Annotated in this window: 15 protein-coding genes and 1 pseudogene; 12 read left to right on the top strand and 4 right to left on the bottom strand. The window is 74.5% G+C overall.

Annotation, left to right across the window (positions count from 1 at the left end):
* The first annotated feature begins 17 nt into the window (after positions 1 to 17).
* The 5 genes from WDV06_RS10715 (at position 18) to WDV06_RS10695 (ending at position 5,307) form a co-directional block, all read left to right on the top strand.
* Positions 18 to 1,301, top strand: coding sequence for a vWA domain-containing protein (locus WDV06_RS10715; protein ID WP_395509414.1), 1,284 nt, complete (start codon positions 18 to 20; stop codon positions 1,299 to 1,301).
* Positions 1,302 to 1,394: 93 nt separating this feature from the next.
* On the top strand, positions 1,395 to 2,306 hold the full coding sequence (locus WDV06_RS10710) for an ADP-ribosylglycohydrolase family protein (protein WP_395509413.1): 912 nt from the start codon (positions 1,395 to 1,397) through the stop codon (positions 2,304 to 2,306).
* A gap of 126 nt (positions 2,307 to 2,432) precedes the next feature.
* Entirely contained in the window at positions 2,433 to 3,770 is a 1,338-nt protein-coding gene (locus WDV06_RS10705) for a tetratricopeptide repeat protein (RefSeq protein ID WP_395509412.1), read from the top strand.
* 134 nt (positions 3,771 to 3,904) lie between these two features.
* Positions 3,905 to 4,078, top strand: a complete 174-nt coding sequence (locus WDV06_RS10700) for a CsbD family protein (protein ID WP_395509411.1) — start codon at positions 3,905 to 3,907, stop codon at positions 4,076 to 4,078.
* A gap of 224 nt (positions 4,079 to 4,302) precedes the next feature.
* Positions 4,303 to 5,307, top strand: coding sequence for a glutathione S-transferase family protein (locus WDV06_RS10695; protein WP_395509410.1), 1,005 nt, complete (start codon positions 4,303 to 4,305; stop codon positions 5,305 to 5,307).
* Positions 5,308 to 5,551: 244 nt separating this feature from the next.
* Here WDV06_RS10695 and WDV06_RS10690 read toward each other — a convergent pair whose 3' ends face one another.
* The 3 genes and pseudogenes from WDV06_RS10690 to WDV06_RS10680 form a co-directional block, all read right to left on the bottom strand.
* Complete coding sequence (locus WDV06_RS10690; protein ID WP_395509468.1) at positions 5,552 to 6,082, bottom strand: GNAT family N-acetyltransferase; 531 nt, start codon at positions 6,080 to 6,082, stop codon at positions 5,552 to 5,554.
* A 336-nt stretch (positions 6,083 to 6,418) separates the two neighbouring features.
* Positions 6,419 to 6,871 (bottom strand): annotated as a pseudogene (locus tag WDV06_RS10685) (phosphotransferase); the annotation flags it as partial.
* Between the two features lie 85 nt (positions 6,872 to 6,956).
* Positions 6,957 to 7,640, bottom strand: coding sequence for a class I SAM-dependent methyltransferase (locus WDV06_RS10680; RefSeq protein WP_395509409.1), 684 nt, complete (start codon positions 7,638 to 7,640; stop codon positions 6,957 to 6,959).
* Positions 7,641 to 7,774: 134 nt separating this feature from the next.
* Here WDV06_RS10680 and WDV06_RS10675 point away from each other — a divergent pair, with 134 nt between their 5' ends.
* From WDV06_RS10675 to WDV06_RS10655, 5 genes are all read left to right on the top strand, one after another.
* Positions 7,775 to 8,035, top strand: coding sequence for a DUF6225 family protein (locus WDV06_RS10675; RefSeq protein ID WP_395509408.1), 261 nt, complete (start codon positions 7,775 to 7,777; stop codon positions 8,033 to 8,035).
* A 134-nt stretch (positions 8,036 to 8,169) separates the two neighbouring features.
* Entirely contained in the window at positions 8,170 to 8,886 is a 717-nt protein-coding gene (locus WDV06_RS10670; protein WP_395509407.1) for a helix-turn-helix domain-containing protein, read from the top strand.
* A 265-nt stretch (positions 8,887 to 9,151) separates the two neighbouring features.
* Entirely contained in the window at positions 9,152 to 10,414 is a 1,263-nt protein-coding gene (locus tag WDV06_RS10665) for an MAB_1171c family putative transporter (protein ID WP_395509406.1), read from the top strand.
* Entirely contained in the window at positions 10,411 to 11,838 is a 1,428-nt protein-coding gene (locus WDV06_RS10660) for an NAD(P)/FAD-dependent oxidoreductase (protein ID WP_395509405.1), read from the top strand. Before WDV06_RS10665 ends, WDV06_RS10660 begins: the two co-directional genes overlap by 4 nt.
* 128 nt (positions 11,839 to 11,966) lie before the next feature.
* Positions 11,967 to 12,257: a hypothetical protein gene (locus WDV06_RS10655; protein ID WP_395509404.1), complete on the top strand. Its 291-nt coding sequence runs from the start codon at positions 11,967 to 11,969 to the stop codon at positions 12,255 to 12,257.
* Between the two features lie 8 nt (positions 12,258 to 12,265).
* On the opposite strand, the gene WDV06_RS10650 is transcribed toward WDV06_RS10655, so the two are convergent.
* Positions 12,266 to 12,814, bottom strand: a complete 549-nt coding sequence (locus tag WDV06_RS10650; protein WP_395509403.1) for a GNAT family N-acetyltransferase — start codon at positions 12,812 to 12,814, stop codon at positions 12,266 to 12,268.
* 236 nt (positions 12,815 to 13,050) lie between these two features.
* On the opposite strand from WDV06_RS10650, the gene WDV06_RS10645 reads away from it, so the two are divergent.
* Positions 13,051 to 13,707, top strand: a complete 657-nt coding sequence (locus WDV06_RS10645) for a TetR/AcrR family transcriptional regulator (RefSeq protein WP_395509402.1) — start codon at positions 13,051 to 13,053, stop codon at positions 13,705 to 13,707.
* On the top strand, positions 13,704 to 15,131 hold the full coding sequence (locus WDV06_RS10640; RefSeq protein WP_395509401.1) for an MFS transporter: 1,428 nt from the start codon (positions 13,704 to 13,706) through the stop codon (positions 15,129 to 15,131). Before WDV06_RS10645 ends, WDV06_RS10640 begins: the two co-directional genes overlap by 4 nt.
* Positions 15,132 to 15,176 lie beyond the last annotated feature (45 nt).

Raw genomic sequence — 15,176 nt, 5'->3', positions numbered from 1 at the left:
GTCCCCGTCCGCGTCCCATGGCCCCTCCCCCGCCGCCGAGGCCCGTACGGGCGGCGGTCCCCGGCGAGCGGCCCGGCCCGGCCGTCCCGCTGGACACGGAGAAGCTGCTGGCCGCCCGGCTGCACGCGGCGTCCGTCCGCCCGTACCTCGCCGGCGCGCTGTTCGCGCTGCACGTGGTGGAGGACCGGTCGGTGCCCACCATGGCGGTGGACGCCCACTGGCGCTGCTACGTCTCCCCGTCCTTCGTGGCGCGCACCCCGCTGGAGGAGCTGGCGGGCGTGTGGGTGCACGAGGTCTCCCACCTGCTGCGGGACCACCACGAGCGCGGCGAGCGGTATGCGCGGGAGTACGGGGAGAGCGGTCCGGGGCAGCGGCTGCGGCAGAACATCGCCGCCGACTTCGAGATCAACGACGACATCTACGGCGACGGCCTGCCGAGGCCCGCCGGGGCCGTGCGGCCGGCCATGGCGGGCCTGCCCGACGGGCTGTTGATGGAGGAGTACCTGCGCCGGTTCTCGATGGCCGGCCACACCCCGCAGCTGGCCTGGCTGGACTGCGGCAGCGGCGCCGACGGCCGGGCGCGGCCCTGGGAGCTGGGTCCGGAGGGCGCGCACGGGCTGAGCCGGCAGCAGCGGGACGCGGTCCGTTTCCGGGTGGCCGAGGCGATCACCGGCCGGCCCGGGGACGCGCCGGAGGGGTGGCGGCGGTGGGCCGACGAGGCCTTCCATCCCCCTCAGCCGTGGCGGCAACTGCTCGGCGCGGCCGTCCGGTCGGCCGTGGGCGGGGCGGGGGCGGGCGAGGACCACAGCTACCGGCGCCCGTCGCGGCGCTCGGCCGGGGTTCCCGGGGTCGTGCTGCCCAGCCTGCGGCGGATGCCGACCCGGGTCTGCGTCGTGATCGACACCTCCGGCTCGGTCAGCGACGCCGAACTGGGCACCGCGCTGCTGGAGGTCGCGGCGATCTCACGGGCGGTGGGCGGCCGCCGCGACCTGGTCTCGGTGATCTCGTGCGACGCCGCGGCGGGGGTGGCCGTACCGCTGTGCCGTGCCGAGAACCTGGAGCTGATCGGCGGGGGCGGTACGGACCTCAGGTCGGGCTTCGCCCGGGCGCTGCGCTGCCGGCCCCGCCCGGACGTGATCGTCGTCCTGACGGACGGACAGACGCCGTGGCCCTCCGCGCAGCCGTCCTGCCGTACGATCGTCGGCCTCTTCCCCCGGTCCGACCATGCTGCGGACGAGGAGGACCCGGAGTACGTTCCCACGGACCCGCCCGCCTGGGCCCGGGTGGTCCGCCTGGGTTGACGGGCCGGCTCTTCGCGGGACGGCAGTGTTTCCGCCGCCGTCCGGTCCGAAAACGGGGTGCGGGGGGCGCCGGCGCGCCGCGAGACTGGCCCGATGATCACTGTGCCTCCGGCTGTACTGGATTCGCTGTACGGGCTCGCGTTCGGCGACGCCTTCGGTGACCGCTGGTTCGGCATCCTGCGCCGGGACGGTGACGCCGCGTTGGCCGCGCGGACGCCGCCCCCGGAGCCGCTGTGGCGGTGGAGCGACGACACCGCCCAGGCGGTCGTTCTCGTCCGGGAACTCGCCGAGGGCGGCGGCGCCGTCGACCAGGACCGCCTGGCCCTGGGCTTCGCGGCGGCCTACGCCGACGACACGCACCGCGGGTACGGGGCCTCGATGCACGACGTGCTCCGCCGGATCGGTGCGGGCGAGCCGTGGCGGGCGGTGGTCGCCGGGCAGTTCGGCGGGCAGGGCTCCTGGGGCAACGGGGCGGCCATGCGCGCCGCCCCGCTCGGGGCCTGGCACGCCGCCGACCTCGACGCGGCCGCCGAGGAGGCCGCCCGCCAGGGTGCGGTCTCGCACCACCACCCGGAGGCGGTCGCCGCGGCGGTGGCCGTCGCCCTCGCCGCGGCGCTGGCCACCCGCAGCCGGGGCGGGGCCGCCCCGGCCAGGGCGGACTTCCTGCGGACGGTCGCCGAACGGCTCCCCGACGGCGACGTCCGGTCGGGAGTGCGGATCGCGTCCCGGATGCCGGAGGGCACCTCGGTGCGGCACGCCGCGGAGGTTCTGGGCTCCGGCTACCGCATGTCGGGGCCGGACACGGTCCCGTACGCCCTGTGGTGTGCGGCGGGACACCTCGACGACCTGCACGAGGGCCTGTGGTGCACGGTCGGCGGGCGCGGGGACATCGACACCACCTGCGCCATCGCGGGCGGGGTGATCGCCGCCCGCACGGGCGTCGCCGCATTGCCCGCCGCCTGGCACGCGGCGTGTGAACCGCTGCCGCCGGTAGGGGTGCGGTAGGAGGCTCGCGGGCAGCGGAGGCGTCCGGCCGTCCGGGACGCAGGCGGCCGCGGGTCAAATCCCGTTGCCCGTACGTCCCGGCGCCAGCGATCATCCTGAGGATTCGACCTCGACCACCGGAGACACATGACCCCCGAACTGTCCAAGGCCTGGGAACTCTTCGAAGCAGGCGACCCCCAGGAGTCGATGCACACCCTGCGGCGCGCCGCCGAAGAGCTCGCGTCCGAAGAGATCGCCCCGCTCGTGGCCGAGTTGGCCGCGGGCGCCGGCTTCACGGACCTCGCCGAGGCCTCGACAGCACTGGCGGCACGGCCCGCGAACGCCGAGCGGCTGTACGTGTTCGGCTACGCCTGCGTCGAGCGCGGCATCCCCGCCCTGGCGGTCCCCGCGCTGCGCGCGGCCCTGCGCCTGACCCTGGCGCCGCCGAGCACGCCCGAACGCACGGGGCTGTTCCGCCGCAGGTCCACGCCGCGGCCCGAGTCGCGGCTCACGCCCCGGCGGGTGCTCCTGGAACTGGTGACCTCGCTGGAACAGGTCGAGCGGCACGCCGACGCACTGGCCCTGCTGCGCGCACACGACTCCCTCATGGCCGACTGGCCGGACCGCTACCTGACGGTCTACAACGCCCTGATGGCCGGCCGGATCGACACGGCCCGGCAGGTCTTCGACGGCCTTTCGGAGCCCGAGGGCGTCTGGGTGGAACCGGGCCGACGGGTCGGGCGGATGCTCGACCGTGCCGCGGCCCTGCCGCCGACGGGCTCGCGGGACCTGCGCGGCTGGCACTGCGTGCTGACCGGCGGGCTGCTCCTGACCCTCTCCCCGCACGGTTTCGACCAGGGCATGACCGGCCGCTGGGCCTACCTCCAGGACGACTTCGACTCCTGCCGGCACGGCCTGGAGCGGCTGCGGACGGTCCTGGACGCCACGGGGCGCCGGCCGGCGTCCGTCGGCCTGCTGCCGGACCGCGGCAGCCGGGCACTCGGCCTGGCGGCGGCCCGTCTGCTCGGCGTCCCCGCCTCCCCCTACCGGCCGGGCACCCCGGACGTGCTGGTGGTGGCGTACGACCTGACCGCCTGCGACCCCGAGACGGTGCACGCGCTGACCGAACGGGCCGAGGGTGAGCTGCTCTTCGAGCACGCCACCTGCTGGACCGAGACGCCCGGCGCGTCGGCCGACGTCTGCACCCTGCTGGTGCAGACCGTGACCGCTCCCTGGGAGCCCCGCCTGCGGCTCTCCGAGGACGGGCGGGCGGAACAGGCCGAGCCCGACGACCGGTCGGCCGAGGAGCTGGCCGAGGCGATCCTGGCCGCGGATCCCACTCCGGCGGAGGGTGACGGGCAGACGCCGGACGACCCGGATCCCGTACTGGCCGCGTTCGCCGCTCGCGCGGCGGGGCTGTGGGCGGACGGCCCCCGGGCCCGGATCCGCTCCGCGGGGCCGGTGGCCAGCGGCCGGTTCGCCTGACGGCGCCTCTACCCCGGGGACGGCAGTGCGGCGGGCGCCGTCGCTTCTCGCGCGAAGTCGGGGGTTTCACGGCGGCGATCGGGAACAGGAGAGCGGTCACGACAGCCGATTCCGTAGACCACGAGGAGGTTCCGATGTCGGGTACGGAGAAGGGCAAGGCCCGTGCCGAGCAGGCCAAGGGCAAGGCCAAGGAGGTGCTGGGACGCGCGACCGGCAACGAGCGGATGACCGCCGAGGGCCGGGGCGAGCAGGCCAAGGGTGCCGCGCGGCACGCCAAGGAGGACGTCAAGGACGCCTTCCGTCGCTAGCCCCGCGCGACGCACGCTCCGCGGGGCCGCCGGGTCCCGGCCGACTCCCCCTCGGCCGGGGCCCGGCCTCGTGGTGCCGGTGCCGCGGTGGGTGCCGCGGTCGGGCCGGCTGCCGTCAGAGACGGTCGGCCCACGCCGCAGCAACCGCCGTCCCGGGGACGAGGGACGGCGGAGTCCCGGTGGAGCGGTCGATGGGCGGTGCGGTTCCTGGGTAGGGGGCGGGGATGAGCATTGTGAACCCCGGCAAGGGGTATTCCCGTGACAGCCGGTACATCACCACCCGGATCACCGCCGACGGGCGCGACGGCTTCCCGGTGGAGCCCGGCCGCTACCGGCTCGTGGTGAGCCGTGCCTGCCCCTGGGCGCACCGCGCGGTGATCACGCGGCGGCTCCTCGGGCTGGAGAAGGCCCTGCCCATGGCCGTGGCCGGGCCGACGCACGACAAGCGCAGCTGGACCTTCGACCTCGACCCGGGCGGCCGTGACCCGGTGCTGGGGATCGAGCGCCTCCAGGAGGCGTTCCTCGCCCGCGACCCCGACTACGACCGGGGCATCACCGTGCCCGCCATCGTGGACGTGCCGAGCGGAGCCGTGGTCACCAACGACTACGCGCAGATCACCCTCGACATGTCGCTGGAGTGGGCGGCATACCACCGTGACGGCGCGCCCGAGCTGTACCCGGCGGCGCTGCGGCCGGAGATCGACGCGGTCGGGGAGGAGATCTACCGGGACGTGAACGACGGCGTCTACCGCACCGGGTTCGCCAAGTCGCAGGAGGCGTACGAGGAGGCGTACGAGCGTCTCTTCGCCCGCCTCGACCGGCTCTCGGAGCGGCTGGAGGACTCGCGCTACCTCGTCGGCGACACGATCACCGAGGCGGACATCCGGCTGTTCACCTCGCTGGTGCGCTTCGACGCCGTCTACCACGGCCACTTCAAGTGCAACCGGCAGAAGCTGACCGAGATGCCGGTGCTGTGGGCGTACGCGCGGGACCTGTACCAGACGCCGGGATTCGGGGACACGGTCGACTTCGACCACATCAAGAAGCACTTCTACGTCGTGCACAGCCACATCAACCCGACGGGGATCGTTCCCGCCGGCCCCGACCCGTCGGGCTGGCTCGAACCGCACGGCCGGGAGGCGCTGGGCGGACGCCCGTTCGGGGACGGCACCCCGCCGGAGCCGCCTTCGGCGGCGGAGACCGTTCCTTCGCAGCGCGTTCCGTCGTAGCGCCTCCGTCGCCTGACCGATGCGGGCGGCCCGGCAGGCGGGGGCCGGGGGGCCGGGTGGGTCGGTCCCGCTCCCCGTCTGCCGGGGCGGGGCCGCGTCGGCGGGCGACGGCTTCCCGTCCGGAATCGGCCACGCGCCGGACCACAGGCGCCGGGCGCACCCCGATGTCGGCCGGAGTGCCCGCCCGCCCGATCCGCCTGACGGCATGCGGGCGGTGACCGCCCCCGCCCCCGCGCCGGCTGGGCTAGGGTGCCGCCTCCCGGTCGTCAGGGGCGTCGGGTGTTCCGGTCCAGGTGGTCTCGAAGTACCTGACGCGTTCGTCCTGTCCGGCCGGCCGCATCCCGGCCGCCGTCATGACGTGGTGGGACGCGGTGTTGTCGTGGTCGGCGTCGCCCCGCACGCGGGTGGCGCCCCGTGCCCGGGCGAGCCGCAGGAGCGCGCGGAGGGCCTCGGAGGCGTATCCGCTGCCGCGGGCCGACGGGATGAGGCCGTAGCCGATGGTGACGGTGCCGGTCTCGTCCGCGGGGCCGTGGAAGCCGACGCCGCCGATCGCCGTGCCGTCCTCGCGCAGACGGATCTCGTAGTTGCCGAAGGGACCGGGGTCGCCCGTGTCGGCGCAGGTCCGCAGGAAGCGCCGGGCGGCGAGTACGTCGCCTTCGGTCGGGTATCCGGTCGCCCAGCGGGCCTCGCCGTCCGGCGCGCCCGCCACGACGCGTTCGGCCTCGCCGGTGGTCATCGGATGCAGGACGAGCCGCGCTGTCTGAAGTTCCCCCATGCAGCGAGGAGTATCACGCGGGGTGGGCGGCTCGCACGGGAACGGGCGGCGGGGCGGGGGCGGGGTGCCCACGAGGAGGGCGCGGTGCGCGTGGAGCCAGGTGCGTTCGGCTCGCATCTCGGCCGCGTCCCCGCGGGCCAGGAACGCCGCCCACGGCTCCTGGCCCTGGCCGCCGAGCCGCTCGATGCGGGCCGCCTCGCGGGACTGGAGGGAGTCCAGGGCGTCCAGGACCGCCGCCGGGCGTGCGCCGTAGGCGGTGCAGAGGGCGTCGAGCCGGATCCGGAGGATGTGGTCTTCGGTGAGGGATTCCCTGCGCTGTTTGTCGGCGGGGCGCAGGGGGACGGCGTACCAGGCGAGTTGGGCGAGGTCGTCGAGGGCGTGGCCGGGGGCGGCGAAGTCCCAGTCGATGAAGCCGGTCAGCCGGTCGCCGTTCCAGATGGAGTTCCAGGGGCCGAGGTCGCCGTGCCGGATGATCAGGCCGGGCCGCCAGTCGTGCTCCCGGCCCCGCCAGCGGGCGTCGGCCGGGGGCCGGAAGTCGCGGACCGCTTCGTGGTAGTCGCGCAGCCAGGCGCCCAGTTGCCCGACGCCGGTCGTCGATCGCAGGGCGGGCGGCCAGGGGGAGTACGCCGGTTCGCCGTGCAGCAGGGAGACGACCTCCTCGGCGCCGTCGGTGGCGAGGGCGCGCGGGGCGCGGGTGAAGCCCGCCGCCTCCAGGTGGGCCAACAGGGCGTGGACGGCCGGGGTCCACTCGCCCGCGGGGCGGCGGATCGTTTCGCCGACCCGCCGCACGGTTGTCACGCTGCCCTGGTCGGTGGCGCCGTCCTCGATCACGGGGCCGGCTTGGGCGTGTCCGCGGAGCCGCGCTGGAAGTCGGTCATTTGGTGATGGTAGGCGGCCGGGTCCGCTCGCCCGCCACCGGCTCGGTCGCAGCACGGCGGGCCAGGAGGTGGGCGTCGAGGAAGCCGCGTTCGGAGCCCGGGTCGTGGAGGAGTCGGGCGAAGGGGGTGAGGCCGGCCGCGGAAAGGAGGCCGGCCAGGCGGTCCGCCGGCCAGCTGTAGGCGGGGGTCACCTTGTGGTCGAAGCGGACCGGGTCCGGGGCGTCGGTGCCGAAGAACGACACCAGGAGCAGGCCTCCGGGTGCCAGGACCCGCGCCTGCTCGGCGAGGAGGGCGGGCAGTTCCGCCGGAGGGGTGTGGATCATCGAGTAGTGGGCCAGTACGCCGCCCAGCGAGCCGTCCTCCACGGGGAGGTCCTCCATCCGGGCTTCCTCGAACCGCAGTTGTGGATGGGCCCGCCGGGCGTGGGCGACCATGGCCGGGGAGAGGTCGAGGCCGAAGGCGTCCACGTCCAGGTCGTGCAGCAGGGCCGTGAGGTGTCCGGGTCCGCATCCGACGTCGGCCGCCCGCGGGTTCCCCGTACCGCGCACCAGCTCGGCGAAGGTGGCGATCATGGCCCGGGCGAAGGGCTGCGCCTCCAGGCGGCGGTCGGCGAACAGCGACGCGTAGAGCTCGACGACCCCGTCGTAGGCGGCCCTGGTGCGGTCGTGGTGGTGCGGCACGGGGTAAGAAGCTAACAGGGCCGCCGGTCGCACCGGCCGGGCGGGGCCGCCGGGTTCGGCCGGATCCGCTCCGAGTGCAGGGGCCGACGGCGCGGCGCACCCCGGTTCGGCGGCGCTGGTCCTAACTTCTGTACATGGCTGACATGTTCGAGCACGCCCCGCAGGTATGGACCGCTGCGCGGCTGCGTGAAGCTCTCGCGGACCTGCCGGACGAGACCCCGATCCACGTCGGGGTCGCGGACGGGCCCGGCGACTTCGACGGGTACGGCGAGTACGTCCTGGTGGACGCCGAGCCCGTCGAGCTGGACCCCGACGGCGCCGACGGCCCGCCGCACGTCCAGTTCACCCTGTTCGCGGACGCCCGGGCGGGCGCCTACCACCTCGACGTCGACTGACCCCGGCCCGGTGGCGGCCCGTATCCCCTCAGGGGCAGGCCGCCACCGAAAAACCGTCACGTTCCTGCCACCACTGTGGCGGTTTGGCCGAACATCCATGGCCCACCTGCCACGACCGTGGCAGGATCGGCGGCGTGACCGAAGCCTTCTCCGCGCCGCCCGCGCCCTGCGCCCAGCTGACCGCTGCCGTCGAACGGGTCGTCGGGCTGGGGGCCAAGCTCGGCCGGAGTCGCGAAGAGGTCCTGGACCCCGAGACGCTCCACCGCTCCTGCGGGGTACCCCTCGGCGTCGTCCGGGCGCTGATGGAAGGGCGGCCCGCGGGTGAACCCGACATCCACGAGCGCTTCCGGCAGCGGCTCGACCTGCTCCACGAGACCCACCGCAAGGCCAACGGCCGGAAGTTCTCGCACGGGGAGATCGCCCGGGAGAGCGGTATCTCCCGGCAGCAGGTGCAGGCGCTGCTCTGCGGGGACCGCCGGCCGACGATGGACCACTGCGCACGGCTGGAGAGGTTCTTCCGCCGGCCCGCCGGGTTCCTGCAGTCGGAGGACTCCGAAGCACTGGGCTGCGCCCTGGCCGCCATCGAGAAGACGCTGCTCCAAGAGCTTCAACAGCTCCAGGAACTTCAGGAACTCCAGGGGCACGGCGAGCGCAGCGCCCTCGCGGCCGCGTCGGCCGGGGCCGGCCGGCCGAGCCTCTACGAGCGGCACGGTGTCGACGGCATCGCGCTGCGCGCCGCGCTGCTGCCCCACCGCGAGCGCACCAAGTTGCTCGCCTGGCTCGACACCCACCTGGCCGAGAACGCGGCCGCACACGGACACGGCGGCGAGCCGGGCGGCGGGCGCCCCTGAGCACGTCGGGGCACTCCGCCGGCCGTCGCCGTGCGGGGAAGTGGTCAAGCGGTCGACGCCGTGCGAGGCGGTGCGGACCGGTCGCGCGGAATCCGCCGGGGCAAGGGTTCCGGCCCTCGGGAAGAGGGGCATTGGGGAGATACGTGTTCAGGCAGCGGGAACGGCGGGTGATCGCCTCCTCGCGTGCCCTCCGGGCTCCGGCGGGCGAGGACCGCGGCGTCGTCCGCATTTCGCGGGCGGTCGCGGCGGCCGAGGGGGCGGCCCGTTGAGCAGCGTCTACTACTACCTCCCGGCCCTCCTCCTGCTCGTGTCCTTCGTGGTGCGCCTGCCCGGGCTCGTGCGGCACTGGCGTGATCCGCTGGTCCGCTCGGTGGGCGTGGTGATCCCCCTGGGTGCCGTGGTCTTCTTCTTCGCGGCGCCCCCGACGGTGTCGGAAGTGAACGCGCTGACCGGCGTCGCCAACTTCTCGGCCCCGCTGGTCTACGCCGTCGTCACGGCCGGGAGCGCCGGCGTCATCAACCTGATGCTGACGTGGCAGGGCGGCCCGGAGGACCGCCGCCGTGCGGCCACCCTCTGGTGCGCCGGGGTGTACGCGGCCGTCATCGTGGCGCTCCTGGGCCTGTTCGCGCTGGGCGACGCCCCTGACGAACGCCTCCGTGACTTCGACACGTACTACTCCACCACCCCGTACCTCCGCGAGATGATCGTCCTCTACCTCGTGGCCCACGCGGTGGCCACGGCCGTCCTGTCGGTCCTGTGCTGGCGCTGGGCCCGGGAGGTGGCCGGCCTGCTGCGCGCCGGACTCGCCCTCATCGTGGCCGGAGGGGTGCTGGGGCTCGGGTACACCGCGGGCAAGCTCCTCGCCGTCGGCGCGCGTTGGACCGGCCACGACTGGGACGGCATCAGCACCACGGTGGCCCCTTCGTTGGCCGCCCTCTCCTCACTGCTCCAGTGCATCGGGTTCGCCCTTCCCGCCCTCGGTCAGAAGCTGCGCAAGCAGTGGCTGCGCCGCACGCGGTACCGCCGGCTCGGGCCGCTGTGGGAGGTCATGCGGGTGGTCATCCCGTACGAGGTGGTACGGATCCCGCCGTGGGCCTCCCTGAGCCGGCGCCATCTGCGGCGGACGTGCGACATCCGGGACGGCCTCCGCCTCCTCACCCCCTACCTGGAACGGGGGCCGGGCACGGACGTACGGGAGCTCATGGACGGCCCCGGCGCCCTCAGGCCGGAGGCGGCGGCCCACGCGGCCCTGGTCGTCGCCGCGTTCGACTCCCTGCGCCCCCGTCCCGGGCCGGGCGAAGGCCACGCCGGCGACGGCGACGACCGTGAGGGGGACAGCCGTGCACCCGGCGACAGGAGCCGGATCTCCTGCCTGATCGACAGTGACGACGGTCTCCTGCGCCTCTCGGACGCGGTACGGGACATGACGCTGCCCGGGGGCACGACGCCCCGTACGACCCCGGTGGCCTCCGGAACCGGCAGGAACGGGCACGGCCCGTCGACGGCCGCGCGGAAGGCGGCGTCGTGAACGCTCCCCGCACCGCCGGCCCCCGGACGGTCCGCCGGCGCGCGCTCGTCATCGGAGGAGGACTCGCCGGGATGCTGGCCGCCGCCGCACTGCGCGGCGCGGTCGACGAGGTCCTCGTCGTCGAGAGCGACGAGCTGCCGGACGGGCCGCTCCCCCGCCAGGGCCTCCCCCAGGCGCGCCACGCGCACATGCTCTGGAGCGGCGGCGTCCGGGCTGCCGAATCGGTCCTGCCCGGGATCACCGACCGCTGGCTGGCCGCCGGCGCGAACCGCATCCCGACCCCGACGGGCATGGTCGCGCTCACCGCCCAGGGCTGGCTGAGGCGCTGGGACCGCGAGACCCACTTCGTCCTGGGGTGCAGCCGCGACCTCCTGGACTCCGTCGTGCGCGACCACGTGCTGTCCGGACCGGGGGTCACGGTCCTCCCCCGCACCCGGGTCGAAGGCCTCACCGGCACCGCGTCCCGTGTCACCGGGGTGCGGGTACGCGGGCTGGACGGCCCGGGACGGGTCCTGGAGGCCGACTTCGTCGTCGACGCGAGCGGGCGCGCCTCGCGGGCCCCCCGCCACCTGGCGGAGCTGGGGGTGCCCCCGGCGCCCGAGCGCTCCCTGGACCTCGGCCTGGTCTACGCGACGCGGGTCTTCCGCGCCCCGGCGGGGGCCGAGGGGTTCCCGCTCGTCAGCGTGCAGTCGGATCCCCGCAGCGGCCGCCCGGGGCAGAGCGCGAGCATCCTGCCGGTGGAGGACGGCCGGTGGATCGTCACGGAGACGGGGACCAGGGCGGGCGAGCCGACGGGGGACGCCGAGGACTTCGCGGCGTTCCCTCGCGGGCTCCGTCACCCCGTGGTCGGGGAGATCATCTCCCGCCTCGAACCCCTCACCGGTGTGTCGGTGAGCAGGAGCACCCGCAATACGCGGCGGTACTTCGAGCGGGTGCGGGACTGGCCCGAGCGGTTCGTCGTCCTCGGTGACGCGCTCGCGGCGTTCAACCCCCTGTACGGGCACGGCATGTCGGTCGCCGCGCAGACGGCGGCCGTCCTGCGCGAGGAGGTGGAGGCCCGCGGTGTGGAGGCACCGCGGCTCGCGCGGCGCGCGCAGAGGGCCATGGCGAAGCCGGTCGGCGCGGCCTGGGAGCTGGCCATGGGGCAGGACGTGTTCTATCCGGAGGTCCGGGGCGGTGCTCCGGGTCTGCGGGACCGGATCCTCTCCCGTTACGTGGACCGGCTGGTGAGGACGAGCTGCGGCCGGTTCAGCATGGTGGAGGACCTCACGCACGTCACCTCGCTGCAGGCTCCGCTGACCTCGCTGGCCAGGCCGCGCGTCCTGCTCGGTGCCGTACGGGGACCCCAGTACCCGCCGCTGGACGGGCCGCCGCTGACACCGCGGGAACTGGCCCTCGTGGGGGGACGGGCGTCGGCGGGTTGACCACGGAAGGGTGGACATCGGGGCTCCGACGCGCCGACTGCCCCGAATCCCTTCGCGGGCGGCACCCGTTGGGAGCAAGATGGGACCGGGCGGAGACGCACCACCTGGTGGGGCGTGATCTCAGTGGGGTGAGGAAGATGGTCTGGCGGCACAGGGACGCGGAGACCCCCGTACGACGCGGCGCCGACGGGCAGTTCTACGTCGCCGCCCAGGACGTCACCGAACTGCTCCGCGACCTCGCGCGCACGTTCGACCTCCCCAGCGGGGCCGACGAACCCGCCCCCGCTGGGGAGGGCCAGGCACCCTCGGCCCCGCTGGACGGGGAGACGATGCGCGCGGTCGCGAGCATCCTGCGCGCCCAGGCCGACGAGATGGACGTCCAACTCATCGCCATCGCGGGCCTGCACCCCTTCGACTAGGAGGGTGGTCAGGGCCGGTCCAGTCCCCATGTCTGGAGGACGAACGGCCGCCCCTTCTCCTCGCCCGTGATCAGCGGTACGTCGAGCAGCCTGAAGCCCGCCTTGCCGGCCACCGCCACGCTGGCGGCGTTCTCGGCCTCCAGCTCCAGGATCACCCGTTCCGCGCCCCACTGCTCGAAGGCGTACGCGGCCATCACCCGCACCGCCCGCGCCGCCAGCCCCTGACCCCGGTGCGCCGGACCGACCGCGTAGCCGATCTCCACCCCCTCGGGCGCGCGCCGCAGCATGATCTCGCCGAGCGGTGCGCCGCCGTCGACGGTGATGGCGAGCAGGATGGTCGTGCCCTCCCGCCGCAGCTGCCGGTCCCGGACCAGCCGGGCGCGGGCGGCCGCGTCGTCGAAGGGCGACACGATCGGCGTCCAGTACGCGACGTCGGGGTGGTCGAACAGCGCCGGCATCGCGGCCAGGTCCTCCTCCGTCCAGTCGCGCAGGACGAGCCCCTCCCCCGACAGCTCGATCCTCTCGGGCAAGGACGACGGCGTGGTGCTGCTGCTCATGCGGTGGACCTCCCTGGCCTGTTCATGACGAGGCAAGATAACCGGCAACGGTCCCGGCGCACACGGATTTTCGGCCGCGCGGGCCGGCCCCCTCCTCCGCCGTGCGGACGGCCGCCAGGCCAGGCCGACCTCGGCCGGCGGGCCGAGGCGGCTCCGCCACCCGCTGAGGATCGTGATCAGCCACCCAAGCGAGTGGACGAGTAGACAGCGTCTACGACGCCTGGTAGACACTGTCTATGACTGAGGAGAGTTCCCTTCGGGAGCGGTTGATCGATGTCGGGGTCGAGCTCGTGCTGACCGAGGGCTCCGCGTCCGTGGGCCTGCGGGATATAGCCCGGCGAGCGGGGGTGTCGCACGGGGCTCCGCGCCGGTACTTCCCCACCCACCACGCGCTGCTCTCGGCTGTCGGCCGTCGCGGCTTCGAGGACCTGGCGGCCATGTTCGAGGCCGCGGTCACCGGTGTGCCCACGGCGCGCGGCCAGTTGGAGGCCCTCGCGCGCGCGTACGTCGGGTACGCGCTGGAACGCCGCGGCATGTTCGAGCTCATGTGGCGGCACGACCTGCTCGACGGCGCGGCACAGGCATCGGACCAACCGAGGCTGCGCGAGTCGACCCTCCCGCTGTTCGGGCACTTCACCGGACTCGTCGCCCGCTGCCGGTCGGAGCGGGATGCCACGCGGCACGCCGACGGGCCGAACGAGGCCGGACCTCCGCCCGCGGTGACCGCCGCCGCCCTGTGGTCGAACCTGCACGGCATGGCCCAGCTGTGGGCCTGGGGCAGCCTGCAACTCGCCCTCGGCGCCCCACCGCTGGACGGCGCCCCCGACGCCACCCAACGCGACCGGCTCATCGCGGCAGTCCTGGACGCCCACCTCGGCCCGGTGACCTCATGACCGCACCCGCACAGCGGCACATCGCACTTCTGGTCAGCGTGGTCGGTGCGGTGATCGTCGCACTGGACGGAACCATCCTGCTCATGGCGCAGCCCGGCATGCAGCGTGAACTCGGCGCGAGCGTGGCGCAGGTCCAGTGGACGAGCACCGGCTACCTGGTCGCCGTGGCCGCGTTACTCGTGATCGCCGGACGCCTCGGGGACCGGTACGGGCACCCGCGCCTGCTGCTCGTCGGCGTCCTCGGTTTCGGGGCTGCCTCGGCCGGGATCGCGCTCGCGCCGACCGTCGGCTGGGTGATCGTCCTGCGCGCGGTGCAGGGCGGGTTCGCCGCGTTCCTGCAGCCTGCGACGCTCGCGCTGCTACGGCTGGCGTATCCCGCGGACCGGCTGGGCAAGCCGATCGCCCTCCGCACCAGTGCGATCGCGGTGGCCGCAGGGTCCGGTCCGCTCCTGGGCGGTGTTCTCGTGGCTCATCTGGGATGGCGCGCCGTCTTCTGGGTCAACGTGCCCCTCGCGTTCGTCATCGCCGTCCTCGCCCTCGCCGTACGGACGCCGGCACCTCCACGGGCCGACGGTCCACGGCTCAACCTCACCAGCGCGGGCCTGCTGGCCGTCGCGCTCGCAATCCTGGTCCACGCCTTGGCCGACGTACCGGCGCGGGGGTGGACCGCCGCACCGACGCTGCTCGAATTCTTCGTCGTCATCGGTGTCGCAACGGTGCTCGCCTGCCAAGAACGCCGCACCACGCACCCGATCGTCCCGCCGGCCGTAGCGCGGTCCGTACCGGTGACGGCGTCGATGACGATCCTGCTGGTCACCTCCGCGGGCCTGTTCGGCGCGCTGTTCAAAGCCACCTTCTACCTCCAGGACGTACTTCGGCTCGATCCGCTCGCCAGCGGTCTTCGCGTGCTCCCGCTGACCGTGCTCATGGTCCTCGGCTCACCTGCCGCGATCGCCGCACTGCGCCGGTACGGTGCGCGCCGCACCGCGATCGCCGGTACGGTCCTCGTCGTGGCCGGCATCGCGGGCCTGTCCCAGTGCGGTCCCGCCGGCACCTGGATGGCCATGACTGCGGCCTTCGCCGCCGTCGGTGCCGGGTTCGCCACCGTGATGGTCACCGCCACCGGAACCGTCGTCGGTGACGCACCGCCCGGGTACGCCGGAGTCGTCAGCGGGCTCAAACAGACCGCCATGAACATCGGGCCGACCTTCGGCATCGCCGTCGCGGCGAGCGCGACCGGCTCGGCCGTTTCAACAACGAGCTCTACTCTGCTGATTCTGGCCGCGCTCGCCGCTCTCGGCCTGCTTCCCGCGTCGCGGCTGCCCCGGCGCCCGGCCCACCGGGAAGGAGACGACACGACCGCCTCCCGGCTGGCGCAAGCGCCAGGAACGCAGGCAGCACCCGCCCGACACACCACCAGTTGACTGGTCTTGCCGGAATCCCGCCGCCGCGGTGGGGGCGCGCGGCGG

The organism is Streptomyces racemochromogenes, from assembly GCF_044129415.1.
In the GTDB taxonomy this organism is placed as follows: Bacteria; Actinomycetota; Actinomycetes; order Streptomycetales; family Streptomycetaceae; genus Streptomyces; species Streptomyces racemochromogenes_A.
Note: the sequence above shows the minus strand (reverse complement) of the source record. Positions and strands in the feature narration are given on the sequence as shown.